18 protein-coding genes and 2 tRNA genes are annotated in these 25839 nt (G+C 61.5%); 4 read left to right on the top strand and 16 right to left on the bottom strand.

The window, feature by feature from the left end; genetic code table 11:
• Positions 1-149: 149 nt before the first annotated feature.
• The 14 genes from PSFL_RS18400 to rnr form a co-directional block, all read right to left on the bottom strand.
• Positions 150-1040: a transglutaminase family protein gene (locus PSFL_RS18400; RefSeq protein WP_115127263.1), complete on the bottom strand. Its 891-nt coding sequence runs from the start codon at positions 1038-1040 to the stop codon at positions 150-152.
• Positions 1040-3526: a circularly permuted type 2 ATP-grasp protein gene (locus tag PSFL_RS18395; protein ID WP_057437433.1), complete on the bottom strand. Its 2487-nt coding sequence runs from the start codon at positions 3524-3526 to the stop codon at positions 1040-1042. The genes PSFL_RS18400 and PSFL_RS18395 overlap by 1 nt, the downstream gene beginning before the upstream one ends.
• Positions 3527-3720: 194 nt before the next feature.
• The gene (locus PSFL_RS18390; protein WP_397470356.1) at positions 3721-7005 is read right to left on the bottom strand and encodes a DUF2126 domain-containing protein; all 3285 of its coding nucleotides are present in this window, start codon (positions 7003-7005) and stop codon (positions 3721-3723) included.
• Between the two features lie 237 nt (positions 7006-7242).
• Complete coding sequence (locus PSFL_RS18385) at positions 7243-7689, bottom strand: hypothetical protein (RefSeq protein WP_397470355.1); 447 nt, start codon at positions 7687-7689, stop codon at positions 7243-7245.
• 24 nt (positions 7690-7713) lie between these two features.
• The gene (locus PSFL_RS18380; RefSeq protein ID WP_170044475.1) at positions 7714-8157 is read right to left on the bottom strand and encodes a hypothetical protein; all 444 of its coding nucleotides are present in this window, start codon (positions 8155-8157) and stop codon (positions 7714-7716) included.
• Complete coding sequence (locus tag PSFL_RS18375; protein ID WP_200659373.1) at positions 8157-9074, bottom strand: NAD synthetase; 918 nt, start codon at positions 9072-9074, stop codon at positions 8157-8159. The genes PSFL_RS18380 and PSFL_RS18375 overlap by 1 nt, the downstream gene beginning before the upstream one ends.
• Positions 9075-9294: 220 nt before the next feature.
• A complete protein-coding gene (locus PSFL_RS18370) occupies positions 9295-11598 on the bottom strand; it encodes a YgiQ family radical SAM protein (RefSeq protein ID WP_057958158.1) in 2304 nt (767 codons plus the stop codon).
• 191 nt (positions 11599-11789) lie between these two features.
• A complete protein-coding gene (gene dnaB, locus PSFL_RS18365) occupies positions 11790-13187 on the bottom strand; it encodes a replicative DNA helicase (RefSeq protein WP_017138451.1) in 1398 nt (465 codons plus the stop codon).
• A gap of 110 nt (positions 13188-13297) precedes the next feature.
• On the bottom strand, positions 13298-13744 hold the full coding sequence (rplI, locus tag PSFL_RS18360) for a 50S ribosomal protein L9 (protein WP_003171376.1): 447 nt from the start codon (positions 13742-13744) through the stop codon (positions 13298-13300).
• 18 nt (positions 13745-13762) lie between these two features.
• A complete protein-coding gene (locus tag PSFL_RS18355; RefSeq protein WP_057437422.1) occupies positions 13763-14656 on the bottom strand; it encodes a hypothetical protein in 894 nt (297 codons plus the stop codon).
• A 36-nt stretch (positions 14657-14692) separates the two neighbouring features.
• A complete protein-coding gene (gene rpsR, locus PSFL_RS18350) occupies positions 14693-14923 on the bottom strand; it encodes a 30S ribosomal protein S18 (protein WP_003171373.1) in 231 nt (76 codons plus the stop codon).
• Positions 14924-14952: 29 nt separating this feature from the next.
• Entirely contained in the window at positions 14953-15375 is a 423-nt protein-coding gene (rpsF, locus tag PSFL_RS18345) for a 30S ribosomal protein S6 (protein ID WP_003217491.1), read from the bottom strand.
• 324 nt (positions 15376-15699) lie between these two features.
• Positions 15700-16455, bottom strand: a complete 756-nt coding sequence (gene rlmB, locus PSFL_RS18340) for a 23S rRNA (guanosine(2251)-2'-O)-methyltransferase RlmB (RefSeq protein ID WP_397470354.1) — start codon at positions 16453-16455, stop codon at positions 15700-15702.
• Positions 16452-19085: a ribonuclease R gene (gene rnr / locus PSFL_RS18335; RefSeq protein WP_115127258.1), complete on the bottom strand. Its 2634-nt coding sequence runs from the start codon at positions 19083-19085 to the stop codon at positions 16452-16454. The genes rlmB and rnr overlap by 4 nt, the downstream gene beginning before the upstream one ends.
• A gap of 224 nt (positions 19086-19309) precedes the next feature.
• Between rnr and PSFL_RS18330 the strand changes: the two genes are divergently transcribed.
• From PSFL_RS18330 to PSFL_RS18315, 4 genes are all read left to right on the top strand, one after another.
• A tRNA-Leu gene (locus tag PSFL_RS18330) sits at positions 19310-19396 on the top strand.
• Positions 19397-19575: 179 nt separating this feature from the next.
• A tRNA-Leu gene (locus PSFL_RS18325) sits at positions 19576-19662 on the top strand.
• Positions 19663-19806: 144 nt separating this feature from the next.
• Positions 19807-20832 carry an extracellular solute-binding protein gene (locus PSFL_RS18320; RefSeq protein WP_057958156.1) on the top strand — a complete coding sequence of 342 codons (1026 nt, stop codon included), beginning with the start codon at positions 19807-19809 and terminating at the stop codon, positions 20830-20832.
• Positions 20832-22397 (top strand): iron ABC transporter permease, encoded by a 1566-nt coding sequence (locus tag PSFL_RS18315; protein ID WP_128593133.1) that lies wholly within the window; start codon positions 20832-20834, stop codon positions 22395-22397. The genes PSFL_RS18320 and PSFL_RS18315 overlap by 1 nt, the downstream gene beginning before the upstream one ends.
• A gap of 72 nt (positions 22398-22469) precedes the next feature.
• Here PSFL_RS18315 and PSFL_RS18310 read toward each other — a convergent pair whose 3' ends face one another.
• Both PSFL_RS18310 and PSFL_RS18305 read right to left on the bottom strand, forming a co-directional pair.
• The gene (locus PSFL_RS18310) at positions 22470-24404 is read right to left on the bottom strand and encodes a methyl-accepting chemotaxis protein (protein ID WP_170059985.1); all 1935 of its coding nucleotides are present in this window, start codon (positions 24402-24404) and stop codon (positions 22470-22472) included.
• A 139-nt stretch (positions 24405-24543) separates the two neighbouring features.
• Entirely contained in the window at positions 24544-25833 is a 1290-nt protein-coding gene (locus PSFL_RS18305; protein WP_057437412.1) for an adenylosuccinate synthase, read from the bottom strand.
• Between the last annotated feature and the right edge of the window lie 6 nt (positions 25834-25839).

Here is a 25839-nt window from a genome sequence, read left to right as displayed (position 1 = left end):
TGGCGAGCGGGCTTTATGTGGCGAGCGGGCTTGCCCGCGTTGGGGCGCGAAGTGGTCCCAGAACTGGGACGGCTACGCAGTCCAGCGGGAGCAAGCGCCCTCGCCACAGCGGCCTGCTCTCCACGGGAGCATTGGCCACACCGCATCGGTTATTCCAGCGGCATCACCGTCACCCGTACTTCCGGGTCATGGCTGCCCCCTCCCAGAATCACCCCGCGCAACGGCGAGACATCGGAAAAATCCCGGCCCCAGGCCAGGGTGATGTGCTCCAGTGCCGGCTGCACATTGTTCGTCGGATCAAAATCCACCCAGCCCGACAACGGGCAAAACACCGACACCCACGCGTGCGACGCATCAGCGCCGATCAGCCGTGGCTGGCCGGGCGGTGGCTGGGTCAGCAGGTAGCCACTGATGTAACGCGCCGCCAGGCCCCGTGAGCGCAGGCAGGCAAGCATCAGGTGGGCAAAGTCCTGGCACACCCCCCGTCGACGCTCCAGCACCTCCACCAGCGGCGTGGCGACCTGGGTGGCTTCGGCATCGAAGGTAAACTCGCTGAAAATCTTCTCCATCAACGCCTGCACGCCCAGCAACAGCGGCCGGCCAGCCGGAAAGCAGCTCTCGGAAAAATCGACGAAGTTTTTCTTCAAATGCACGTAGGGCGATTCGAAACGATAGCGGCACGCCTCGATCGCCTCTGCCGACAACGGCTGGCCACTGTAGGTCAGGCGGTTGCGGGTCTGGTCCCAGGGCGGTGACTGGTTGAAATCCAGCACAGGCCGGGCCAAAACCTCCACGGTCAGGCCGGCGTTGACCAGCAATTCGTCATGGGGCCGCTCGAACGCCAGCCGGGTGATCGGATTGCCAAACACATCCAGCTCATCACGGCGCGCCGTCGGCTCGGGGCTGATCTCCAGTTGCCGCGAAGTGCAGCGCTGCCACGCACACGGGCGCGGCCATAAGTGCGCCAGTTGCTGGGCCAGGGACACCGGGCTGTCGTAGTGATAATGGGTATCGTGGAAAATCTGATAGCGCGCGCTCATTACACAGACACCGTTTGCTGGCTGACATCATCCACATGGGCAAAATGGCGCAGGGCCAGGCGATCAGAGACTTGCCCGCTTTCATCGGCGACCGCCTGCAACAGGTCCGCCAGGCCGTCGAGGGCCGCGCGCACGCTGGCGTCACCAAACAACGGGTTCTCCAGGCAACCCAGGTCAAAGCGCGACAAGCGCTCCACCAGCGGCGCCAGCCCGGTCTCCCGAGGCACACCGAAGTCATCGTTGAGGCGACGCAGGGTGCGACTCACCAGCTTGAGCTGGAACACCACCGCGTGGGGGTTCTGTTCATCCAGCAGCAACAGGTCCAGCACCGGAATCAATTGCGGCACTGCCAGGTAACGCGAGCGGTAGGTGATGCTGCTGTTGCCCAACTCCAGCAACCACTCCAGCCCGGCCTGGTCGAACACCGCCACGCCGCGCAGGAAGGCCGCGAGGCTGCTGCTGAGAAACTGCAGGCGCTCGATGCGCCGGCCCATCATCAAAAAGCGCCAGCCTTCGTCGCGGGTCATGTCGTCGAGGGCAAAGCCGGACAAGGCCGCCAGCGACATCACCAGGCGATTGAGAAAATCCAGCAGCTCGCCAAAATCCGGCGTCTCGCGCTCCAGCTCCAGGGCTTCGCGCTGCAACTCCACCAGAGCCTGCCAGTTCTCCCGGGACAGCTTGCCGCGCACCTGGGACGCCGCCCACTGCAAGCGCTGCAAGTTGGCGCGCAGGCTCGACGGCCAGTCATCACCGAGCAGGGCCTGCAGCAGGCGCTCGGGCAACTCGCCCTCCTCCGGCAGCAGGCGCAGGCTCTCACCGAGTTCTACGGCGGCCTGCAGGGCCAGCGGGTCGTCACCATCGACATAGCGCGCGAGCACCACACGCAGCCAGCGCGCACTGTTATCGCAGCGCTCGCAGTAACGGCCGAACCAGAACAGGTTTTCCACCACCCGCGAAGGCAGGTAGGGGTCGCGACGCACCAGGTCATGGGTGCCGATCACCCGCTGCGCGCGCCATTGCTCGCCACCGGGGGCACGCTCGCCCAGCACCCAGGTGTCCTTGCTCGCCCCGCCACGTTGCATCGACACCACTTCGGCGTCCGCGTGGGCTGCCACGCGGGTCAGGCCGCCCGGCAGCACCCGGTAGCCATCCTCACCGGCCACCGCGTACACGCGCATGCCGATGGCGCGATGTTGCAGATGATCATCCACGGTGTGCCAGACCGGCGCCTGGGACAGCTGCGCCAGCTCCTGGGCCACGTAGGCGTATGGGCGCGCCTGCATGCGTTCGGCCAGAGCCTGGCGTTGTTCGTTGTTCAAGTCGCGGCCAAACACCGGGGCAAAACTTTGCGAAGGAAACGCCGGCTTGATCAGCAACTCCGGCAGTTTTTCCAGGGCTTCGGCCAGTACCGGGGCCTCGCCGCACCACCAGGTGGCGATGGACGGCAGGATCAGTTCTTCGCCAAACAGAAATTGATTGATCTTCGGCAGGAAACCCAACAGTCCAGGAGACTCCAGCACGCCGGCGCCCAGGGCATTGGCCACCAGCACATTGCCCTGGCGTACCGCATCCAGCAGGCCGGGCACGCCCAGGGCCGAGTCGGTGCGCAGTTCCAGGGGGTCGCAGAAATCATCGTCCAGGCGGCGCATGATCGCGTGCACGCGGCGCAGGCCGCTGAGGGTCTTGAGGTACACCGTGCTGTCGCGCACGGTCAGGTCGCCGCCTTCTACCAAGGGGTAGCCAAGCTGGCGGGCCAGGTACAGGTGTTCGAAATAGCTTTCATTGAAGCGCCCCGGGGTCAGCAGCACGATCAGCGGCGGCTGGTCATCACCGGGCGCCTGGCGGGCCAGGGTTTCCTGCAGGGTGCGGAAGAACCCGGTGAGGTGCTGCACCTGCAAGTCGCGATACAAATCCGGGAATGCACGGGAGACGATGGTGCGGTTTTCCAGGGCATAACCGGCGCCGGAGGGCGCCTGGGTGCGGTCTGCCGTGACCCACCAGCGGCCATCCGGGGTGCGCGCCAGGTCCACCGCGTACAGGTGCAGGAACACCCCATCGGGCGGCTGGATGCCCTGGCACGGCCAGAGGAAGTTGTTGTGCCCAAACACCAGTTCTGCCGGCAGCAAGCCTTCGGCAATCAGGCGTTGCGGGCCATACAGGTCGGCCAGCACCGCATTGAGCAACCGCGCACGCTGGGCAATGCCTGCCGACAAGTGCGCCCACTCATCCGCCGCCAATACGTGGGGCAGCAGGTCCAGCTCCCATGGACGGTCGGCGCCCTTGGGGTCGGCATAGACGTTGTAGGTCACGCCGTTTTCCTGGATCTGCCGCGTCAGCAACGCCTGGCGCTGGGCCAGTTGCGCCGGGGTGCTGCGCTGCAGGTGGTCGAGCAGGCGCTGCCAATGGGCGCGCACCGCGCCGCTGCCATCCAGCAGTTCGTGATAGGTGCCCGCAGTCAGCGGGTAACGGTCGAGCAAGTCGGACATGGAACGCTCGGCAGGGGCAAGGGAAGCCAGATTAACCTAACAAACACTGCAAATCCTCTGTGGAAACTGGCCGTGTGGGGAAGCGGGCTTGCTCGCGATAGCAGTGCGTCAGCCAATGCATGTCCTGGCTGATACTCGGTCATCGCGGGCAAGCCCGCTCCCACATGAGCCCGCGCCTACAGGTGGGGTTGTGTTTAGTCATTTTTATTGGGGAACCGCCGCAGATCCAGGGTCATTGGCAGTTCATCGTTGATCACCATCGCCGGCACCGGCAATTTGCCCGGGCTGTGACCCAGGCGGAAAAACCGCGCCATGCGCCGGCTTTCCGCTTCGTTGGCATTCACCGGCAAGCTGTCGTAATTGCGCCCACCCGGATGGGCCACGTGGTATTGGCAGCCGCCCAGGGAGCGTTGCATCCAGGTATCCAGCAAATCGAACACCAGCGGTGCATGCACTGCGATGGTCGGCTGCAGGCAATTGGCCGGTTGCCAGGCGCGATAACGCACGCCCGCGACGAATTCCCCCACCCGGCCGGTGGCGTGCAGTGGCACCGCCACCCCGTTGCAGGTCAGCACATAGCGCAGCGGCGCCAGGCCGCTGAGTTTTACCTGCAAGCGCTCCAGGGATGAATCCACGTAGCGCACCGTACCGCCCGCCGCGCCCTCTTCGCCCAGCACATGCCAGGGCTCCAGGGCCTGGCGCAGTTCCAACTCGATACCGCTGACGGCATAGTCGCCGACCTTGGGAAAACGGAATTCCAGGTGTGCCGCGAACCACTCGGCGCGCAGTGGATAACCGGCGGCGTTGAGCTCGACGATCACGTCGGCAAAGTCCTGCTCGATAAAGTGCGGCAGCAGGAAGCGGTCGTGCAGCTCCGTGCCCCAGCGCGCCAGCTTCGGCGGCGCGTAGGGCTCACGCCAGAAGCGCGCCACCAGGGCGCGCAGCAGCAACTGTTGGGTCAGGCTCATGCGTGCATGGGGCGGCATCTCAAAGGCGCGCAGCTCCAGCAGGCCCAGGCGCCCGGTAGCACCGTCCGGCGAGTAGAGCTTGTCGATGCAGAATTCGGCGCGGTGGGTATTGCCGGTGACGTCGATCAGCAAGTTGCGCAGCAAGCGGTCCACCCGCCACGGCGGGCATTCCTCGCCTGGCGCGGGCATCTGCGCAAAGGCGATTTCCAGTTCGTACAACGCGTCATTGCGCGCCTCATCCACCCGTGGCGCCTGGGAGGTCGGGCCGATAAACAGCCCGGAAAACAGGTACGACAACGACGGATGGTTATGCCAGTAACTGATCAGGCTGCGCAGCAGGTCCGGGCGGCGCAGGAACGGCGAATCCTTGGGCGTGGCCCCACCCAGCACAAAGTGGTTGCCTCCGCCGGTGCCGGTGTGGCGCCCGTCGATCATGAACTTTTCGGTGGTCAGGCGGGTTTGCCGGGCCTCTTCATAGAGGAACTCGGTGCGCTCCACCAGTTCGTCCCAGGTGGCGGACGGCTGCACGTTGACCTCGATCACGCCAGGGTCTGGCGTCACGCGGAAGTTGCTCAGGCGCGGGTCGCTCGGCGGCTCGTAGCCTTCCAGCAATACCGGGCAATGCAGTTCCTGGGCGGTGGCCTCGATGGCGGTCACCAACTCCAGGTAATCCTCGACCCGCTCCAGGGGCGGCATAAACAGGTAGAGCCGCCCTCCCCGTGCCTCGGCGCACAAGGCGGTGCGGGTCAGCCAGTCGGCAGACTCGTCGACCTTGGGCACACGCTCGTCGCTGGGGGCCGGCTCGCCCGGGCCTGACGCGCTGATGGCCAGCGCCGGCAGATCTTGATTGGGATCGGTGGGGTGCACAAAGGGGTAATCTGCCGCCGTCACCCAGGGCTGCGAAGCCAGGGGCAAGCGATAGCCCAGCGGCGAATCACCCGGCACCAGCCGGCAATGGGTGTCGCGCAGGTACCAGCGGCCGCTCTGCCAGCGATCATTGGCTGCGGTGCGCGCCAGGGGCAGCACATGACCGATGACTTTATCCAGGCCCTGGCTGAACACCTTGCGCAGGCGTTCGCGCTCCAGCTCATCCTCCAGGCGTGAATCCTGGGCGCTGACGTTCTGTGGCAAGGCACCTTCGCGCCACAGGTAGTAAAAATTGTCCTCGAAGGCCGGGAATACAAAGCGCGCTGGGAGCTTCAGGCGCTCGGCAATGCTCGCCAGGAAGCGCCCGGCCATGACCTCATCCGCGCCGTAGTCTTGCTGCTCGTCGGCGATCAGCGCGTCGTTGTGCCAGACCGGCACACCGTCCCGACGCCAATGACAATTGAGCGACCAACGCGGCAGTTGCTCGCCGGGGTACCACTTGCCCTGGCCGAAGTGCACCAGGCCCTTGGGCGCGTAGTGCTTGCGCATGCGCTGGAACAGCTCGGCGGACAGTCGGCGCTTGTCCGGGCCCAGGGCAGCGGTGTTCCACTCGGCACCGTCGGGGTCGTCGATGGACACAAAGGTCGGTTCGCCGCCCATGGTCAGGCGCACATCGTCCTTGAGCAGGTCGCTATCAATCTGCCGGCCCAGGGCCTGGATCGCCAGCCATTGTTCTTCGGTGTAGGGCTTGGTCACCCGAGGGGCTTCCCAAATGCGCTCCACCGACATTTCGTGGGTGAACTCACACTCGCACGGCTCCACCAGCCCACTGATCGGGGCGGCAGACGATGGATCGGGACTACAGGCCAATGGGATATGCCCTTCACCGGCGAATAGACCGGAAGTGGCATCCAGGCCGATCCAGCCGGCGCCGGGCAAATACACCTCGCACCAGGCGTGCAAGTCGGTGAAGTCCACCTCGGTGCCGGAGGGCCCGTCGAGGGCTTTGACGTCGGCGGTCAACTGGATCAGGTAACCGGAGACAAACCGCGCCGCCAAACCCAGGTTGCGCAGCAGCTGCACCAGCAGCCAGGCCGAGTCGCGGCACGAGCCGGAGGCGTTTTCCAGGGTGAATTCCGGGGTTTGCACGCCCGGTTCCATACGGATCAGGTAGCCGATATCCGCCGCCAGGCGCTGGTTGAGGCCGACCAGGAAATCCACGGCCGGCAGCGGCGTGCGGTCAATACCGGCCAGGTACGCAGCAAACTTCGGCGTCAGCGGCAGAGTTTCCAGATACGGCGCCAGCTCGCGCTGCTCGTCGGCGGCGTAGCTGAAGGGGATTTTTTCGGCGTAGGGCTCAAGGAAAAAGTCGAACGGATTGAACACCGCCATCTCGGCGACCAAGTCGACCTCGATACGCAGCTCATCGGTCTTTTCCGGAAACACCAGGCGCGCCAGGTAATTGCCCTGGGGGTCTTGCTGCCAATTGATGAAATGCTGCTCGGGCAGCACCTTCAGCGCGTAGGACAGGATCCGCGTGCGGCTATGGGCCGCCGGTCGCAGACGCACAATCTGTGGGCCAAGCTCCACAGCGCGGTCGTAACGGTAATGCGTAACATGGTGCAACGCGACATGAATCGACACGGCGGCCTCCTGCGAGCCAGAGCATGAAAACAAAGCGCGCAAGACTTATGCCAGAGCGGCGGTCATTGCGCTTTATCGAGGGAGCCGGTGCAGTACAGCACCAAAACGGCGCGAGAGCGGCCGTCGTGGTGCGAGGGTTGCACATATTTGTGGCGCAAGTGCGGGGCGCAGTGGTGAATCTACCCAATCAGCGCTTTTTGCGCGTTGCGTTGAAACCGGTTATCGAAGGCAACGCCTTCACATGCGACTACTCGATCTAGCGGTTGATTTGACAGACTGCCGAATGCGACGGATTCCAACGAGTTTTGTACGCATCTCTCGTTGAACCTTGCTGTTAAGTGTCAACAATCCAAGGAATGGGAATAACAGCGCCAACCCATAGAGAACTTTATGAGGCTGGTACTGAACCATTGGAACTACAAACACTAGACAGGCGAGGTAGATACCGACCATCACCCACACCCAGGAGGGTCGGCCCCGCAAAATCATAAAGTTGCTATGGACCGTCAACAGAATGAGCAGCGCCCCGACCAACATGATCTTGAGCCCCACTTGAGCCAGCGGCACATCACGAAAATAAGTGACGAACGCCAGCGCAACAGCCAATGCCAACGAAAAATACGCAGCGAATACACCACCCAGAAACGTCAGAAAGTATTGCCTGAAAAAGTCGCGTAGCGTCATTAACTCGTTCATTCGCTTACCCCATCAACGCTTTTTGCGCGCTGCGATTACGGCTTGGCGCAGGTGGCGTATTTCGAGCAGCCGCTGGCGCATTTCGCGATGGCGCTTGCTATTGAGCAGCAGCAACCCCGCCAACGGAAACAGCAGCCCCATTACATACGCTGCCATATGTGGCCGATAGCTATAGGTTGGCAACACGACCAGCAAACATACAACGTAGAAGGCTGCGATAGCCCAAGCCCCCCATTCTCGCCCTCTGATCATGACGAAATGGCTGAACGCCAAGAGCAAGCCCAAGAAAACTGCCGCCAGAAAAGAGTAACGCGCCCGCTCTGGGTCACTGCGAAAAAATGTGCTTGATGCCAATGAAATAGCGGCAGAGAGAGAGAAGCAGGCAAGGAAGAACGCGCATATAAACGCTGGAAAATATTGCGCCAAAAAAGCTCTTAATGAACCAGGACGATCCATCACTCAACCTCCTCATAGAGGCCAACTGCAATCGTTCGAATGTTGCCTGATATAGCGCTCCCGGTAAGACCAACGGCAGCCCCGAGGGAGTCTCTGATCTGCGTCACAGTAGCGTGATTGATCTCGCTAGCTGAATAGCGCTTGGCCAGCTCACCGGAGCGCTGGCGCAGTTTCAAGAGTTTATTGCTCAGTCTTGGATCTTTCAGGCTCAGCAACTCTTTGGTGAGCGCCTTGCGTTGCTGGCGGGTCAACCCCTTGGACAACTCGTACCAACTTCTGCCAGTGGTCACCTTTCGAGCCTGCAGCAGCCGAAGAGTGGTCAGAGTAGAGGCGCCGGCACCCAGCAGTGAAGCGGCGTCCAATACCGGCATTGCATAGCGATACCAGTCCTCGCTATCCATATCGTCGTTGGCTGCCGGGTCATTGAGTTCGTTGATAGTTCTCACCCCCCCGACGACACATTGCACAGTACTGGCCGCTGCAGCCGTCGCACCGATGCCCGCCACCACCAGGCTCGCGCCACCCGTGAAAGGCACGGCGACTGTACCGCTGAACACAACAATCCAACCGAGGATTGCGCCCGCACAAGACAGGGTCGTATTGACTGCTTCGCCCACCAACCGGGACTCACGCGGGTTGTTAGCCACCTGATTGGCAAACTGCGCCGGCGAAATGTACCTCTGCGCCTCACGCAAAATGATGCGCTTGGGCTTGATGCTGCAGATCGGCTTGAACTCGCGCAGGGTAATTACATTGAAGTCAGCGTCGATATACACCACCCCTGCGCCGACGATGCCGGGGTCGGCGTCGATGGCCGCGAACAGCCGTGGCAGGTTGATCTGGCTTTCGATGCGCTGGCGCGCCATGAACTGGGAGCGGTTGGAGTCCATGCCGATGTTGAGCAAGGGGTTGCTCATGGGGTGTTCTTCCTTGAAATAGGTGGTGTCTGAACTGGCGCCTTCGCGAGCAAGCCCGCTCCCACAGTTGACCGAGTTCCAGCATGAGAATGCGGTCGAATGTGGGAGCGGGCTTGCTCGCGAAGGCGATTCAATGGGCGCCACCTTAACAAACAGGTTTCCCACCCGCTAGAAAGCAAAACGCCAGCACGAGGCTGGCGTTTTGCATTTCAGGCTGCGATCAACGCGGTACGACCGGCTTACGCGCAGGCTTCTTGCCTTTGCCCTTGGCCGCGTCGGTGCGCTCTTTAGCCGCCTGCTTGTTGCGGGCCATGGCCGCGGCCTTGGCTTGTTCGCGCTTGTCCCACGGGTTGCTGCCGTCGCTGCCACGAGGCGGCAGGCCGGTGTGCTGGGTGAGGATCCTGGTGGTGGTTTCCTTGGCGACCTTATGGCTGCCCACCGGCGTCGAGTTCTTGCGACGGGCGCTCTGGTAGCTGTCGGTGGACGGCTGATGCAGCGGAATCAACTGATCCTTGCCCGGCCCGATCAGGTCGGCGCGGCCCATGCGGGTCAGCGCTTCACGCAGCATCGGCCAGCCTTTGGGGTCGTGGTAGCGCAGGAACGCCTTGTGCAGACGGCGCTGTTCTTCGCTCTTGACGATGGTCACCGCGTCGCTCTTGTAGGTGACCTTGCGCAGCGGGTTCTTGCCCGAGTGGTACATCGCGGTGGCGGTGGCCATTGGCGACGGGTAGAACGCCTGCACCTGGTCGGCGCGGAAGCCATTGCCCTTGAGCCACAGGGCCAGGTTCATCATGTCTTCATCGGTAGTGCCGGGGTGGGCGGCGATGAAGTACGGGATCAGGTACTGCTCCTTGCCCGCTTCCTTGGTGTACTTCTCGAACATGCGCTTGAACTTGTCATAGCTGCCAATGCCCGGTTTCATCATCTGGTTGAGCGGACCTTCCTCCGTGTGTTCCGGGGCGATCTTCAGGTAGCCACCGACGTGGTGGGTCACCAGCTCTTTGACATATTCCGGCGACTCCACGGCCAGGTCGTAGCGCAGGCCGGAAGCGATCAAAATCTTCTTCACACCCGGCAAGGCACGGGCGCTGCGGTACAGCTGGATCAGCGACGAGTGGTCGGTGTTCAGGTTCGGGCAGATGCCCGGGAACACGCAGGACGGCTTGCGGCACGCGGATTCGATTTCCGGGCTCTTGCAGGCGATGCGGTACATGTTCGCGGTCGGCCCGCCAAGGTCGGAAATCACCCCGGTGAAGCCTGGGACCTTGTCGCGGATCTCTTCGATCTCGCGGATGATCGACTCTTCGGAACGGTTCTGAATGATCCGGCCTTCGTGCTCGGTAATCGAGCAGAAGGTGCAGCCGCCGAAGCAGCCACGCATGATGTTCACCGAGAAGCGGATCATGTCGTAGGCCGGGATTTTTTCCTTGCCGTACACAGGATGCGGGACACGGGCGTAAGGCATGCCAAACACGTAGTCCATTTCTTCGGTGGTCATGGGAATGGGCGGTGGGTTGAACCACACGTCCACTTCGCCGTGCTTCTGCACCAGGGCGCGGGCGTTGCCTGGGTTGGTTTCCAGGTGCAACACGCGGTTGGCGTGGGCATACAGCACTGCGTCGCCACGGACCTTTTCCACCGATGGCAGGCGGATCACGGTCTTGTCGCGGGTCATGCGCGGGCTGGCGAGGATCTGTACGACCTTGGCTTCTTCCGGGTCTTCAACCGGGCCCTTTTCCTGCTCGATGGCGCAGGCCTGGGTGTCCTGGGTATTCACGTACGGGTTGATGATCTTGTCGACCTTGCCCGGGCGGTCGATACGGGTGGAGTCCACTTCGTACCAGCCCGCTGGCGTGTCACGGCGAATGAACGCGGTGCCACGCACGTCGGTGATGTCTTCGATCTTGTGGCCCCACGACAGGCGCTGGGCAACTTCGACAATCGCCCGCTCGGCGTTGCCATACAACAGGATGTCGGCGGTGGCGTCGATCAGGATCGAGTTGCGCACCCGGTCCTGCCAGTAGTCGTAGTGGGCGATGCGGCGCAGGGAAGCTTCGATGCCACCGAGCACGATCGGCACGTTCTTGTAGGCTTCCTTGCAACGCTGGCTGTACACCAGGCTCGCACGGTCCGGACGTTTGCCGGCCATGCCGCCAGGGGTGTAGGCGTCGTCGGAGCGGATTTTCTTGTCGGCGGTGTAGCGGTTGATCATCGAGTCCATGTTGCCGGCCGCGACGCCGAAGAACAGGTTCGGCTCGCCGAGCTTCATGAAGTCGTCTTTGGACTGCCAGTTGGGCTGGGCAATGATCCCGACGCGGAAGCCCTGGGACTCCAGCAGCCGGCCAATGATCGCCATGCCGAACGAAGGATGGTCCACGTAGGCATCACCGGTGACGATGATGATGTCGCATGAATCCCAGCCAAGCTGATCCATCTCCTCCCTGCTCATGGGCAGGAATGGCGCTGGACCGAAACATTCGGCCCAGTACTTGGGATAGTCAAATAACGGCTTGGCTGTTTGCATGACGGTGACCGGTGTTGAGATGAAAAATCGCGGGCGCGGAATATAGCACAAAATTTGACCAATTCCGACGGTAATGGTCGGAATTGTGCTGACTCCATCGCGGGCTAGCCCCCCCCCCACACTTGAATGGTGAATGCTTTCAAATGTGCGGGCGGGCTTGCCTGCGACAGGGCCCTTATAGACGCTGGAAACTATTCGTCGTCGTCGAAGTTATAACTGCCCGGCGCCAGGTTCTCGAAGCGCGTGTACTTACCGATGAACGCCAGGCGGATAAAGCCGATCGGCCCGTTCCGCTGCTTGCCGATGATGATTTCGGCAATGCCCTTGTGCTCGGTTTCCGGGTGATACACCTCGTCGCGGTACACGAACATGATCACGTCGGCGTCCTGCTCGATCGCTCCGGATTCACGCAAGTCAGAGTTCACCGGGCGCTTGTTGGGACGCTGCTCCAGGGAACGGTTGAGCTGGGACAACGCCACCACCGGGCAGTTGAATTCCTTGGCCAGGGCTTTGAGGGACCGGGAGATTTCGGAAATCTCGTTGGTCCGGTTGTCGCCGCTGGAGCCGGGGATCTGCATCAACTGCAGGTAGTCGATCATGATCAGGGCGATATCGCCGTGCTCACGCACCAGGCGCCGGGTACGCGCACGCATCTCGGACGGGCTGATACCGGCGGTGTCGTCGATAAACAGCTTGCGGTCGTTGAGCAGGTTGACCGCCGAGGTCAGGCGCGGCCAGTCGTCGTCTTCCAGACGACCGGCACGCACTTTGGTCTGGTCGATCCGGCCCAGGGACGAGAGCATACGCATGATCAGCGATTCGCCTGGCATCTCCAGGGAGTACACCAGCACGGCCTTGTCGCTGCGCAACACGGCGTTTTCCACCAGGTTCATCGCAAAGGTCGTCTTACCCATGGATGGACGGCCGGCGACGATGATCAGATCGGACGGCTGCAGGCCGCTGGTCTTCTCGTCGAGGTCGGTGTAGCCGGTGGAAATACCGGTGATGGCGTTGTCAGTGTTGAACAAGGTGTCGATACGGTCGATGGCCTTGGTCAACAGGTCGTTGACGCTGACCGGGCCGCCAGTTTTCGGGCGGGCCTCAGCGATCTGGAAGATCTGCCGTTCGGCTTCGTCGAGGATCTCGGCGGCGGTGCGACCTTCAGGGTTAAAGGCACTGTCGGCGATTTCAGTGCTGATGCCGATCAACTGGCGCAGGGTCGCCCGCTCGCGCACGATCTGGGCATAGGCCTTGATGTTGGCGACGGACGGGGTGTTTTTTGCCAGTTCACCAAGGTAGCCGAGGCCACCGACTTGCGAGGTCTGGCCTTCCTTGTCCAGTTGCTCGGCCAGGGTCACCACGTCAATCGGTGAGTTCTGGTCGGCCAGCTTGGCAATGGCGCGGAAGATCAGGCGGTGGTCATGCCGATAGAAATCACCGTCCGAGACTTGATCGAGCACACGTTCCCAGGCGTTGTTATCCAGCATCAAGCCACCGAGCACGGCCTGTTCGGCCTCGATGGAATGCGGCGGCACCTTCAGGGCAGCGGTTTGCAGATCGTATTGCTCAGGAGCTGAAATATCGTTCATGGCCACTTGGAATTAGGGGGTGTGAAAAAAACAAAAGGCACGACCTGTAAACAGGATCGTGCCCGATGTTAACCGCCTGGCACGCGAGGTGCCAGTCAGTTAGGTGCTACTTAAGCTGCTACCACGACAACGCGTACGGTGGCTTCAACTTCAGCGTGCAGGTGCACGGCTACGTCGAATTCGCCTACGTTGCGGATGGTGCCGTTCGGCAGACGAACTTCGCTCTTCTGCACTTCAACGCCGGAGGCGGTCAGTGCATCAGCGATGTCGTGGGTGCCGATCGAACCGAACAGCTTGCCTTCGTCACCGGCGGTGGCAGTGATAGTCACTTCCAGCTCGGCCAGTTGGGCAGCACGGGTTTCAGCCGAAGCTTTCTTGTCTGCTGCGGCTTTTTCCAGCTCAGCGCGACGCTCTTCAAACGCGGCCAGGTTGGCAGCGGTTGCAGCGGTGGCTTTGCCGTATGGCAGCAGGTAGTTACGACCGTAGCCGGCCTTAACGTTTACTTTGTCGCCCAGGTTGCCCAGGTTGGCGACTTTTTCCAGAAGGATCAGTTGCATGTGAAAATCCTCTAACTTTTAACCTTCACCGTTCGCGTTATCGGCGTCTTTCGGCGCCAGACGACCGCGAAAATCAATCAGGCCGTCGACAATGGCCAAGACCACGAGTAACGGATAGATCAGTTGCATAAACAGCAACAGCGTCACGTACAACCCCACCAGCCAGAACTTGGCCAGGCGCTTTTGCGCCACCAGCCCGTGCATCAGGGCCAGCCCGGCAATCACCAGCGGTACGCTGCACAACGGCGTCAACATGGCCATTTGCGGACCAAAGTTCGGCCCTACAAGCATGCACGCCAGCAGCAACATCGCTGGTCCTGCGGGGATTCTGATACTGCGAAACTCGCGACCAAAACCACCCGGGTTATACAACAACGCCTGCCAGTAGCGCCCAAGAATCAGGCTCAGCACACTGACGATCTGCAACAGTGCCGCTATCAGGCCGGTAAGGACCGGAGCAATCAGTGTGGCCATGCGCGCTCGCTCATCTACCGACAATTGCTGGTAGAGATCCCCGAGGGCCAGTGGCAGGATTTTTACCAACTCCTGCGACAGCGCCTCGATTTGCGGGCGGAAAGCCGCGCCAAGCACCACTGAATACACCACTCCCAATGCCACGCTGACCAGCAGCGTACGGACCCAGGACTCACTTGCGCGTAAAACCAACGCAAGGCTCGAAGACCCCAGCAGTACCAGAAGTACCCGTGGATCGTCGAATTGCAGCCACCAGATCAAGGCCGGCAGCAACCCCAGGGCAAGAACGCCCAGGGCGTCCTTCAAACCGCGCCGCAGCAGCACAAGGCTTCCTGCGGCAGCACCCAACCAATACAACAACGGCAATGCAGCACATCCAGCCACTACCAGAGTGGCCTGCACACGACCGCGCATGATGAACTCAGCTAAGGCGCGCATGCATTCAATCCCTTACTACTTGTCGACTGCCCGGTCTCAGCGGCCGTGGCTGTCGGTGTAGGCCAGCAGGGCCAGGAAGCGGGCGCGCTTGATAGCGGTGGCCAGCTGACGCTGATAACGAGCTTTGGTACCGGTGATACGGCTTGGAACAATTTTGCCGGTCTCGGATACGTAGGCTTTCAGAGTGTTGAGATCTTTGTAGTCGATCTCCTTCACTTCTTCAGCGGTGAAGCGGCAAAACTTACGACGACGGAAGAAACGTGCCATTTGATAGGCTCCTTAATAAGGTCCGTGGATTACTCGTCAGCGTTATCGCTGTTGTCGCTGTCATCACTATCAGCGCTTTCAGCGCCTTCGTGCTCAGGACGGTCGCGACGCTCACGGCGCTCACTGCGGTTTTCTTCAGCCTTGAGCATCTCGGATTGGCCGGTAACGGCTTCTTCGCGACGGATGACCAGGTTACGGATCACTGCATCGTTGTAGCGGAAGTTGTCTTCCAGCTCGGCCAGGGCCTTGCCAGTGCACTCAACGTTCAGCATCACGTAGTGAGCCTTGTGAACATTGTTGATTGCGTAGGCCAGTTGACGACGGCCCCAATCTTCCAGACGGTGGATTTTGCCGCCGTCTTCTTCGATCAGCTTGGTGTAACGCTCTACCATGCCGCCGACTTGCTCGCTTTGATCCGGGTGGACCAAAAAGATGATTTCGTAATGACGCATGAATGCTCCTTACGGGTTGTAGCCTGCCGCTCAAAAACGGTCAGACAAGGAGTGAATGACACTTAGGAATCTTGCCGCTGGGAGGCACATGCGTGCCCGCCGGGAAGGCAAGGGGCGCAATTGTAGAGAAGGGGGAGAAAGGGCGCAAGGCAATTGGTGATTATTTGACCAAAAACCAATGTGGGAGCTGACTTGTGTGGGAGCTGGCTTGCCTGCGATAGCATCACCTCAGTACAACTGATGTACCGAGGTGCCCGCATCGCGGGCAAGCCCGACTCCCACACAAACCAGCTCCCACATTTTGCATCTATGCCAGGCTCAAAATTACTTCTTGGACTTGGCCTTGGCGCCACGCTGGCGCTGGGCTTCGAACAGGCAGACGCCCGTTGCGACTGAAACGTTGAGGCTGCTGACACTACCGACCATCGGCAAGTGCACCAGGTAGTCGCAATGCTCTCGGGTCAGGCGCCGCATGCCCTTGCCTTCAGCACCCATGATCAGGATGGTCGGGCCGGTGAGGTCCTGGTCATAGATACTGACCTCGGCCTCCCCCGCCGTACCCACGACCCACAAGCCGCGCTGCTGGAGTTTTTCCAGGGTGCGCGCCAGGTTGGTCACGGCCACCAACGGAATCACTTCCGCTGCGCCGCAGGCGACTTTACGCACGACCGGGGTCAAGGTAGCCGACTTGTCTTTCGGCACGATCACCGCCAGCGCGCCGGCAGCGTCCGCCGAACGCAGGCAGGCGCCAAGGTTGTGCGGGTCGGTCACGCCGTCCAGCACCAGCAACAGCGGCGCGCCTTCGGTGCGGTCGAGCAGCTCGTCGAGCATGGCCTCGCCCCAGACCTGGCTCGGACTCACGTCCGCCACCACGCCCTGGTGTACGCCTTCGACCCAGACGTCCATTTCGCGCCGCTCGGCCTGGCCGATGGCAACTTTATTCTGGTTGGCCAGCTCGACCAACGCTTGAACGCGCGGCTCGCTACGCCCCTCGGCCAACCACACTTGCTTGACGCGCTTGGGGTGGTGACGCAGCAACGCTTCTACGGCGTGTACGCCGTAGATTTTTTCCAGACTCATGACTTGGCCTTAGGTTTGCGCGACCCGCCGCTCTTGGCAGGGGCCGAACCCGCTTTTGGCGGGCCTTTACGGTGTTTACTCGGTTTGCTCGACGGCTTGTCGGCGGCCTGGGACTTTCCCCCAGACGCCGCTTTACCACCGCTTTTGGCTTCGTTGAGCAACTGCTGCTTCAACTCGCGACTCTTGCGCAACTCGGCGTTTTTCGCCGCCGCATCACTGGGGCGGTACGCGTCGCTGACCTTTTCCTTGGCCGAGGAGCGGCGCGCAGGCTTGGCCGGCGCAGGCTCGGCAGCCGCTGCAGCTTTCGCAGGAGCGCCTTTTTTCGCCGGCGCTGTGGTTTCGGCACCCCGCTTTTTGCGGCCAATCGGCGCTTCGAGGGTTTTTTCAGCCATCTCGAAGTCGATCTTGCGTTCGTCGAGATCGACGCGCATGACCCGTACTTCTACGGTATCGCCCAAACGGAAGCTGCGACCGGTGCGCTCGCCCGCCAGGCGGTGATGCACAGGATCGAAGTGGTAGTAGTCACCCGGCAAGGCGGTGACGTGCACCAGGCCTTCGACGTAGATGTCGGTCAGCTCGACGAACAGACCAAAACCGGTCACGGCGGTGATAACACCTGGGAACGACTCGCCTACGCGGTCCTTCATGAACTCGCACTTGAGCCAGTTCACCACGTCACGGGTGGCTTCGTCGGCACGGCGCTCGCTCATGGAGCACTGCTCGCCCAACTGTTCCAGGGCCGCTTCGTCGTACGGATAGATCCGTGCCTTCGGAATGGTCATGGCACCGGCGCGCTTGACGTGCGGGGTGTTCTGCTTGGAATGGATCACGCTGCGGATGGCGCGGTGCGTGAGCAGGTCCGGGTAACGGCGGATCGGCGAGGTGAAGTGGGTATACGCCTCGTAATTCAGGCCGAAGTGGCCCTGGTTGTCGGCGCTGTACACCGCCTGGCTGAGGGAGCGCAGCATCACGGTCTGGATCAGGTGGAAGTCCGGACGGTCCTTGATGCTGGCCAACAGAGCCTGGTAATCCTTCGGCGACGGGCCATCCTTGCCTTTGTGCAGGGACAGGCCAAGCTCGCCCAGGAAGGCGCGCAGTTTTTCCAGGCGCTCCGGTGGCGGACCATCGTGCACCCGGTACAGCGCAGGAATCTCGTGCTTCTTCAGGAATTCGGCGGTGGCCACGTTGGCCGCCAGCATGCATTCCTCGATCAGCTTGTGCGCGTCATTGCGGGTGGTCGGCGTGATTTCCGCGATTTTGCGCTCGGAACCGAAGATGATCCGGGTTTCCTGGGTTTCAAAATCTATCGCGCCACGGACATGACGTGCGCCCAGCAACACCTTGTACAGCGAGTAGAGCTGCTTGAGGTGTGGAACTACGTCAGCGTACTGGCTGCGCAAAGCCTTGGCTTCGCTGGTTTTCGGCGTTTCCAGGATGGTGCTGACCTTGTTGTAGGTCAGGCGGGCCTGGGAGTGGATCACCGCTTCGTAGAACTGGTAGTCGGTCATTTCGCCGGTTTTCGAGATGGTCATCTCGCACACCATGGCCAAACGGTCGACTTTCGGGTTCAGGGAGCACAGGCCGTTGGACAGCTGCTCAGGCAGCATCGGGATCACGCGCTCAGGGAAGTACACGGAGTTGCCGCGCACCTGGGCTTCGTTATCCAGGGCCGAACCGATCTTCACGTAGCTGGATACGTCGGCAATCGCGACGAACAACTTCCAGCCGCCGGAGAACAGGCGCAGCTTGCCGGGCTTGGCTTCGCAGTAGACCGCATCGTCGAAGTCGCGGGCATCTTCGCCGTCAATGGTGACGAACGGCAGATGACGCAGGTCGATGCGTTTCTCTTTGTCTTTTTCTTCGACTTCCGGCTTGAGCTTGGCGGCTTCTTTGAGCACAGCCTCAGGCCAGACGTGAGGAATATCGTAGGTGCGCAACGCAACATCGATTTCCATGCCCGGCGCCATGTAGTTGCCGACCACTTCGACGATATCGCCCTGTGGCTGGAAGCGCGGGGTTGGCCAGTGGGTGATTTTCACCTCGACGAACTGACCGACCTTGGCGGCGCCATTGCGGCCCGGAGTCACCAGCACTTCCTGCTGGACCTTCGGGTTGTCCGGAATCACGAAGCCGATGCCGCCTTCCTCGAAGTAGCGACCGACGATGGATTCGTGGGCACGGGACACCACTTCGACGATCACGCCTTCGCGTCGACCGCGACGGTCCAGGCCGGACACGCGCGCCAGGGCGCGGTCGCCATCGAACACCAGGCGCATTTGCGCCGGGCTCATGAACAGGTCGTCACTGCCGTCATCAGGGATCAGGAAGCCGAAGCCATCACGGTGACCGGCAATGCGGCCAAGGATCAGGTCGAGCTTGTCCACCGGCGCGTAAGTGCCGCGACGGGTGTAGATCAACTGTGCATCGCGCTCCATGGCGCGCAGGCGGCGGCGCAGTGCTTCGAGTTGGTCTTCGGTGGTCAGACCGAATTCTTCAACCAGCTGCTCGCGGCTAGCAGGCGAACCCCGATCGGCGAGATGCGCCAGGATCAGTTCGCGGCTAGGAATAGGGTTTTCATATTTTTCCGCTTCACGAGCGGCCTCGGGATCGAGGGACTGCCAATCGGCCATTAGAGAGTTTTCACCTTGTCTATATGTGGGTTAGTTTGGCATACGCGTATTGAAACGGGAAATTTCAAGCAATAACTAGCCCGCAAATGCGTTTTATAGCCGCGCAAAACCACCTTGCGTGACCGCCTGCGAAATTTTCCAGGCTTTTTTGATGACGGGGGTTTACAGCTCAAAAGCCACTCCGTATAGTGCGCGCCATCGACGACGGCAACGTTGAAGATACTGCCCAGATGGTGAAATTGGTAGACACGCCAGCTTCAGGTGCTGGTGACCGCAAGGTCGTGGAAGTTCGAGTCTTCTTCTGGGCACCAATTCAAAACTTGAGGTTTGCGCCTTGAGTCTCACAAAAACCCGCGAAAGCGGGTTTTTGCGTTATAGCCCTTTGATTTTTAACCCAAAAGTTGATTTATAAAATCAAATCAGGGGTTTACAGATCAAAAAGCCCGCCGTATAGTTCGCCCCATCAACAGCGGCAACGTTGCTTGATAATGCCCAGGTGGTGAAATTGGTAGACACGCCAGCTTCAGGTGCTGGTGATCGCAAGGTCGTGGAAGTTCGAGTCTTCTCCTGGGCACCAAATTCAGATCAAACCCGCGAAAGCGGGTTTTTTCGTTTCTGGGGTTTAAAAACTCCACCCGCAATTCCCGCTGCGCCCGCACTTGAGAAGTTTTATCGTTTATCCTTGCAATGATTTGTTGCACTCAAGTGAGGAACACCCCGGATGATGATCCGCGATATCCGTCTCAAGACATCCCTTCTGCGTGGCCTGACCATCACTCTGCTCGGCCTGACCCTGCTCTCTCCCACCGCCTACTCGGCCGACAAGGTTGAACTGACCCTGTACAACGGCCAGCACAAGGAAGTCGGCGATGAACTCGCCAAGGCCTTCGAAGCCAAGACCGGCATTCATGTGAATGTACGCAAGGGCAGCAGCAACCAACTGGCCAGCCAGGTCGTCGAAGAGGGTGAGCGCTCCCCCGCCGACGTGATCTACACCGAAGAATCCCCGCCACTGAACAAACTTGGCGAACAAGGTCTGCTGGCCACTATCGACGCCAGCACCCTGGATGTCCTGCCCAAGGAATACGTGGCCGCCAATGGCGCCTGGATGGGCGTCACCGCACGTACCCGGGTAGTGGCCTTCAACCCGAAATTGATCAAGGAAGAAGAGCTACCCAAGTCGGTACTGGATTTCGCCAACCCCGAGTGGCAGGGCAAAGTGGGCTTCGTCCCCACCAGCGGTGCCTTCCAGGAACAGGCCGTGGCCATCATCAAACTGCATGGTCGCGATGCCGCCGAAGAATGGCTGACCGGGCTGCGCGCGTTCGGCAAGGTCTACAGCAATAACATGGTCGCCCTCAAAGCCGTGGAAAACGGCGAAGTAGCGACGGTGCTGGTGAATAACTACTACTGGTTTGCCCTGAAAAAGGAAAAAACCAACCTGGATTCGCAACTGCACTACTTCACCGATGGCGATGCTGGCGGCCTGATCACCGTATCGGCAGCAGCGGCATTGAAATCCAGCAAGCACCCCAAGCAAGCCCAGCAACTGCTGGCGTTCATGGCCAGCGAAGAAGGCCAGCGGGTTATCACCAACACCTCCGCCGAGTACCCGCTGCGCAAGGGCATGCAGTCCAACCGCGGCCTCAAGCCATTCAGCGAACTGCAACCGCCCAAAGTCACTCCCGCCGACCTGGGCAACGCCGAAGAAGCCCTGGAGCTGGAACGTGACGTTGGCTTGAACTGATGACCCCATCGCAATCTGCCCCCGCCTTGCGCGGCGGCTTTAGCCCCCGGCGCAAACGCCCGTCAATCTGGCTGCTGCTGCCGGTCTTTTTACTGGTGGGCTTGAGCCTGCTGCCGTTGGTGTATGTGGGCCTCAAGGCCTGGCAAGCCGGCTGGGCCGAGGCTGTGCATCTGCTGTGGCGCCCGTATGTGTTCGGGCTACTGCGCAACACCTTGGCATTAATGGTCGGCGTGACCGTCGCCTGCGCGGTGATCGGCCTGTCCCTGGCCTGGCTGCTGGAGCGCAGCAACCTGCCGGGCCGGCGGATCTGGGGCGTAATCCTGTGCCTGCCGTTTGCCGTGCCGGCGTTTGTCAGCAGCTTTACCTGGGTATCCCTGAGCGCCCAGTTCGAAGGCCTGGGCGGCGCCATCCTGGTCATGACCCTGTCCAAATACCCCCTGGTGTTCCTGCCAGTGGCGGCCACCCTGCGTAACCTGGACCCGTCCCTGGAAGAGTCGGCCCGCACCCTGGGGCTCAATCGCTGGAGCGTGTTTTTTCGCATCACCCTGCCACTGCTGTGGCCGTCGCTGCTGGCCGGCGCCCTGTTGATCGCCTTGCATATGCTGGTGGAGTTCGGCGCCCTGTCGATCATCGGCCTGCAGACCTTCACCACGGCGATCTACCAACAGTTCGAATTGGAGTTCAGCAACGCCAATGCGGCGATGCTGTCTGCGGTGCTGCTGGTCATGTGCCTGACCCTGCTGTGGCTGGAACTGCGCGTGCGCGGCAAGGGCCGGCATGTGCGCACCGGACAAGGCGCGGCGCGGCATGCCGAACAGGTTCGATTGGGCAGATGGGCGCCATTGGGCCAGCTGTACTGCCTGATGCTGGCGATCATTGGCAGTGGCATTCCGTTGGGGATGCTCGGCTACTGGCTGGCCGTGGGTTCTTCAGCAGCCTTCCCGGTAGCCGAGATCAGCGAGGCGCTGCTGTCCTCCCTGGCGCTGTCCCTGGGCGGCGCGGCACTCTGCCTGGCGCTGGCCGTACCGGTGGGTCTTCTGGTGGTGCGCTACAAAGGCCAACTGGCGCTGTGGGCCGAACGCCTGCCCTACTTGCTGCACGCCCTGCCCGGCCTGGTGATTGCCCTGACCCTGGTGTATTTCGCCCTGCATTACGTGCCGGCGCTGTATCAGACCTCGGCGTTGCTGCTGATCGCCTACGCGCTGCTGTTCCTGCCACTGGCCCAGGCGCCGATCCGTACCGCCCTGAACAAGGCGGCACCGCAACTGGAAGAGGCCGCCCGCACCCTCGGCGCATCGTCGTTCAGCGCGTTTTGCCGGGTGACCCTACCGATTATCTTTCCGGCATTGGGCGCGGCGTTTGCGCTGGTATTCCTCGATGCGATGAAGGAGTTGACCGCGACTTTGCTGCTCAGTCCGACCGGGTTGAATACCCTGGCCACGGCGGTGTGGGCGCACACCTCGAATGTGGAGTTTGCGGCGGCGGCGCCTTATGCGGCGCTGTTGATTCTGGTGTCGGGGTTGCCTGTCTACCTGCTCACGACACGGATGTATCTGAGCCGCTGAGAGCGCTATCGCAGGCAAGCCAGCCCCCACACTGGAGCGGGTTTGCCCACGACAAGGTCCGAGCCGCCAACCTCAGGCCCGGAACTGCCCCAGGCTGGCCTTCAACTGCGCCGCCAACCCATCCAGCACCTTGCCGCTGGCCGTGGTTTCCACCACCGCCTGCGCTGCGCGCTCGGCCTGGGCATGGATCACCTCGACCCGCCCCCGCACCGCATGCGCGCCCTGGGCCTGATGTTCGGCAGCCCGGGTCGCCAGGCCAATCGCCGCATGCACCTGCTCCACTGAGTCTTGCACCGTTTGCTGCAAGCGCACACTTTCGCGCAGCACCAGCAGACCCTCGCTGGCCTGGCGCCCGGCCTTGCCGATGGTCTCCACCGCCTCGCGCGCGCCTTGCTGCAACGCCACGATATGCGCCTGGATATCACCGGTAGAGCTTTGGGTTTTACTGGCCAACGCCCGCACTTCGTCTGCCACCACCGCAAAACCCCGCCCGGTTTCACCGGCACGCGCTGCCTCAATGGCGGCATTCAGGGCCAGCAGGTTGGTTTGCTCGGCAATGCCGTGGATCACCGTCAACACCACTTCAATCTGCTCGCTTTGCTGGGCCAGGCGCTCGATCACCTTGGAGCCGGCCTGCACCTGCCCGGCCAAGGCCTCGATCAAACTGCCGACCTCGGCCGAAGTACGGGAGTTTTCATCCGTGGCCTGACGGATATCCACCACCTGCTGCAACGCGGCCTGCATGGCATGGCTTTCAGCCTGGGCCTCGTCAGCCATTTGCGACAGCGCCCGCAGGCTCTCGGCCACTTCATCACGCTGCAAACCTGCTGCGGCATCGGCGCCGGCATTGCGCAGGGTCATCGCGCCGATTTCCACGCCGGTACGCTGGGCCACATCCCCCGCCTCGCGCACGATGGGCTGCAACTTATCCACAAACCGATTGACCGCCGAAGCCATGGCGCCGATTTCATCCTTGCTGTTGATCTGCACACGCTTGGTCAGGTCACCGTCACCGGCCGCCAAATCATCCATGGCCGCGATCAGCAGCTTGAGGCGATTGACCACCCGCCGCCCCAGCACCACGGCAATCAGCAACAGCACTCCCAGGCCCACCACCGCCAGACCCAGGCCGATACGCCAGCGCAGGGCCTGCGCGGCCTCTTGTACGGCGCTGGAGGTATTAGCGGTCATTTGCGTGGCCGTGGCCTGCGCCGACTGCAGACGGGCACCCATGGCCGCCGCACTGTCCGCCGCCGCGCCTTTGAGGCTGTCGCCCACCAATTGACCGCCACTGGCGATCAGCGCGGTAAAACGCTGGTCCAGCGCCGCCAGGTCCGCCTCGACCGCTGCGGTGGAAACCCCCATCAGCACCTTGCCGATCTCTACACCATTGGGGCTGATGGACGCTTCGACGTAGTACACCGAAGGGTCGTTTTTCGCGGCATTCAACACTTTATCCAGCGCACGGTCGCCCTGGCCTTTTTCCAGGAGCGCCTTGTTGATCGGGTTTTCCCGGTTCAAATAACGGGTCAGGTGCTGGCCTGTGGCGTCGTCATACACCACAAACAGCACATTGGGATTGCGCTGGGCACGCCGGGCGAACTCCGACAACGCCGGAACATCGCTGTCCCACATTGCACGGGGTGCAACCGAGGCCAGCAACTGCGCCATGTCATTGGCAGAGTCCTTCAGGTCCTTTTCCAGGGTCGTACGCAGTTGCTGCTGCTCTTGCTTCAACCGCGCAGAAAGCCCGGCCGTCAGACGGTCGCTGGTGCTGGCCGACAAGCTATCCAGGCTGGACGTCACTTCCTTGCCGGCCTGGGTCAATTCGCCCGACAGTTTCTGGCTGTCCACACCCAGGCGTTTGCCCAAATCGGCTTCCAGGGCCGTGACTGTGCTCCGGGTCAGGGCGACCGCCACCAGCACTTGCACCAAAAGAGCGATACCAAGGGTAACGAACACCGGCCTCAACAGCCGGCTTTGTAACAATGAGAGAACGGCAGACATCGGGAATCCCTCCACCACGGGTGCCATTAAATTGATAGCACCGCGAAAGAGAGAAACATAGCAAGGGTCGTGCCGTGCGCACCGCAGAAACGACAAAGGGCCCCCGAAGGGACCCTTTGCTTTTTACATCAACAGCTTATTAAGCGAACGGATGACGCAAAACGATGGTCTCGTTGCGGTCCGGGCCCGTCGAAATAATGTCGATCGGCGCGCCAATCAGCTCTTCAACGCGCTTGATGTAGGCGCGGGCGTTAGCTGGCAGTTCTTCCAGGGTCTTGGCACCCACGGTCGACTCGCTCCAGCCCGGCACTTCTTCGTACACAGGCTGCAGGCCCACGTAGCTGTCAGCGTCGGTCGGGGCAACATCATTACCTTCTGCGTCTTTGTAGCCGACGCAGATGTTGATGGTTTCCAGGCCGTCGAGTACGTCCAGCTTGGTCAGGCAGATGCCCGAGATGCTGTTCACGTCGATAGCGCGACGCAGGATGACAGCATCGAACCAGCCACAACGACGGGCACGACCGGTCGTCGCGCCGAACTCGTGACCTTGCTTGGCCAGGTGCGCACCGACGTCGTCGAACAGCTCAGTCGGGAACGGACCCGAACCTACGCGCGTGGTGTAGGCCTTGGTGATGCCCAGGATGTAGTCCAGGAACATCGGACCAACGCCCGAACCCGTCGCAACGCCGCCAGCGGTGGTGTTGGAGCTGGTCACGTACGGGTAGGTACCGTGGTCGATGTCCAGCAACGAGCCCTGGGCACCTTCGAACATGATGTCTTTGCCGGCGCGACGCAGGTCGTGCAGCTCGGCAGTCACGTCCAGCATCAGCGGCTTGAGCAGCTCGGCGTATTCCTTGCACTCGGCCAAGGTCTTGTCGAACTCAATGGCTGGCTCTTTGTAGTAACCGACCAGCATGAAGTTGTGGTAATCCACCAGTTCACGCAGCTTGTCTTCAAAGCGCGGCATGTTGAGCAGGTCGCCCACACGCAGGCCACGACGTGCAACCTTGTCTTCGTAGGCCGGGCCGATACCGCGACCGGTGGTGCCAATCTTCAGCTCGCCACGGGCCTTTTCACGGGCCTGGTCCAGCGCAACGTGGAAGGACAGGATCAGCGGGCAGGACGGGCTGATACGCAGGCGCTCGCGCACCGGTACGCCTTTCTCTTCCAGCTTGGTGATCTCGCGCAGCAGGGCGTCAGGTGCAACCACCACGCCGTTGCCGATCAGGCACTGCACGCCTTCGCGCAGCACGCCCGACGGGATCAGGTGCAAGACGGTTTTTTCGCCATCGATGACCAGGGTGTGGCCAGCGTTGTGGCCACCTTGGTAGCGCACTACGGCGGCAGCATGTTCGGTCAGCAGATCAACGATCTTGCCTTTGCCCTCATCACCCCATTGGGTGCCCAGGACTACGACATTCTTACCCATAACACT

The organism is Pseudomonas sp. DD1 (genome assembly GCF_044510355.1).
Lineage (GTDB): Bacteria > Pseudomonadota > Gammaproteobacteria > Pseudomonadales > Pseudomonadaceae > Aquipseudomonas > Aquipseudomonas shahriarae.
This window is presented reverse-complemented; position numbering and strand designations above follow the sequence as displayed.

Coding starts and splice junctions, on each gene's coding strand:
- rpsF (WP_003217491.1), bottom strand. CDS start 15,375: ATGCGTCATTACGAAATCATCTTTTTGGTCCACCCGGATCAAAGCGAG.
- PSFL_RS18375 (WP_200659373.1), bottom strand. CDS start 9,074: ATGAGCAACCCCTTGCTCAACATCGGCATGGACTCCAACCGCTCCCAG.
- PSFL_RS18315 (WP_128593133.1), top strand. CDS start 20,832: ATGACCCCATCGCAATCTGCCCCCGCCTTGCGCGGCGGCTTTAGCCCC.
- rplI (WP_003171376.1), bottom strand. CDS start 13,744: ATGCAACTGATCCTTCTGGAAAAAGTCGCCAACCTGGGCAACCTGGGC.
- PSFL_RS18400 (WP_115127263.1), bottom strand. CDS start 1,040: ATGAGCGCGCGCTATCAGATTTTCCACGATACCCATTATCACTACGAC.
- PSFL_RS18310 (WP_170059985.1), bottom strand. CDS start 24,404: ATGTCTGCCGTTCTCTCATTGTTACAAAGCCGGCTGTTGAGGCCGGTG.
- PSFL_RS18305 (WP_057437412.1), bottom strand. CDS start 25,833: ATGGGTAAGAATGTCGTAGTCCTGGGCACCCAATGGGGTGATGAGGGC.
- PSFL_RS18385 (WP_397470355.1), bottom strand. CDS start 7,689: ATGACGCTACGCGACTTTTTCAGGCAATACTTTCTGACGTTTCTGGGT.
- rlmB (WP_397470354.1), bottom strand. CDS start 16,455: ATGAGTCTGGAAAAAATCTACGGCGTACACGCCGTAGAAGCGTTGCTG.
- PSFL_RS18380 (WP_170044475.1), bottom strand. CDS start 8,157: ATGGATCGTCCTGGTTCATTAAGAGCTTTTTTGGCGCAATATTTTCCA.
- PSFL_RS18355 (WP_057437422.1), bottom strand. CDS start 14,656: ATGCGCGCCTTAGCTGAGTTCATCATGCGCGGTCGTGTGCAGGCCACT.
- dnaB (WP_017138451.1), bottom strand. CDS start 13,187: ATGAACGATATTTCAGCTCCTGAGCAATACGATCTGCAAACCGCTGCC.
- rnr (WP_115127258.1), bottom strand. CDS start 19,085: ATGGCCGATTGGCAGTCCCTCGATCCCGAGGCCGCTCGTGAAGCGGAA.
- rpsR (WP_003171373.1), bottom strand. CDS start 14,923: ATGGCACGTTTCTTCCGTCGTCGTAAGTTTTGCCGCTTCACCGCTGAA.
- PSFL_RS18320 (WP_057958156.1), top strand. CDS start 19,807: ATGATGATCCGCGATATCCGTCTCAAGACATCCCTTCTGCGTGGCCTG.
- PSFL_RS18370 (WP_057958158.1), bottom strand. CDS start 11,598: ATGCAAACAGCCAAGCCGTTATTTGACTATCCCAAGTACTGGGCCGAA.
- PSFL_RS18395 (WP_057437433.1), bottom strand. CDS start 3,526: ATGTCCGACTTGCTCGACCGTTACCCGCTGACTGCGGGCACCTATCAC.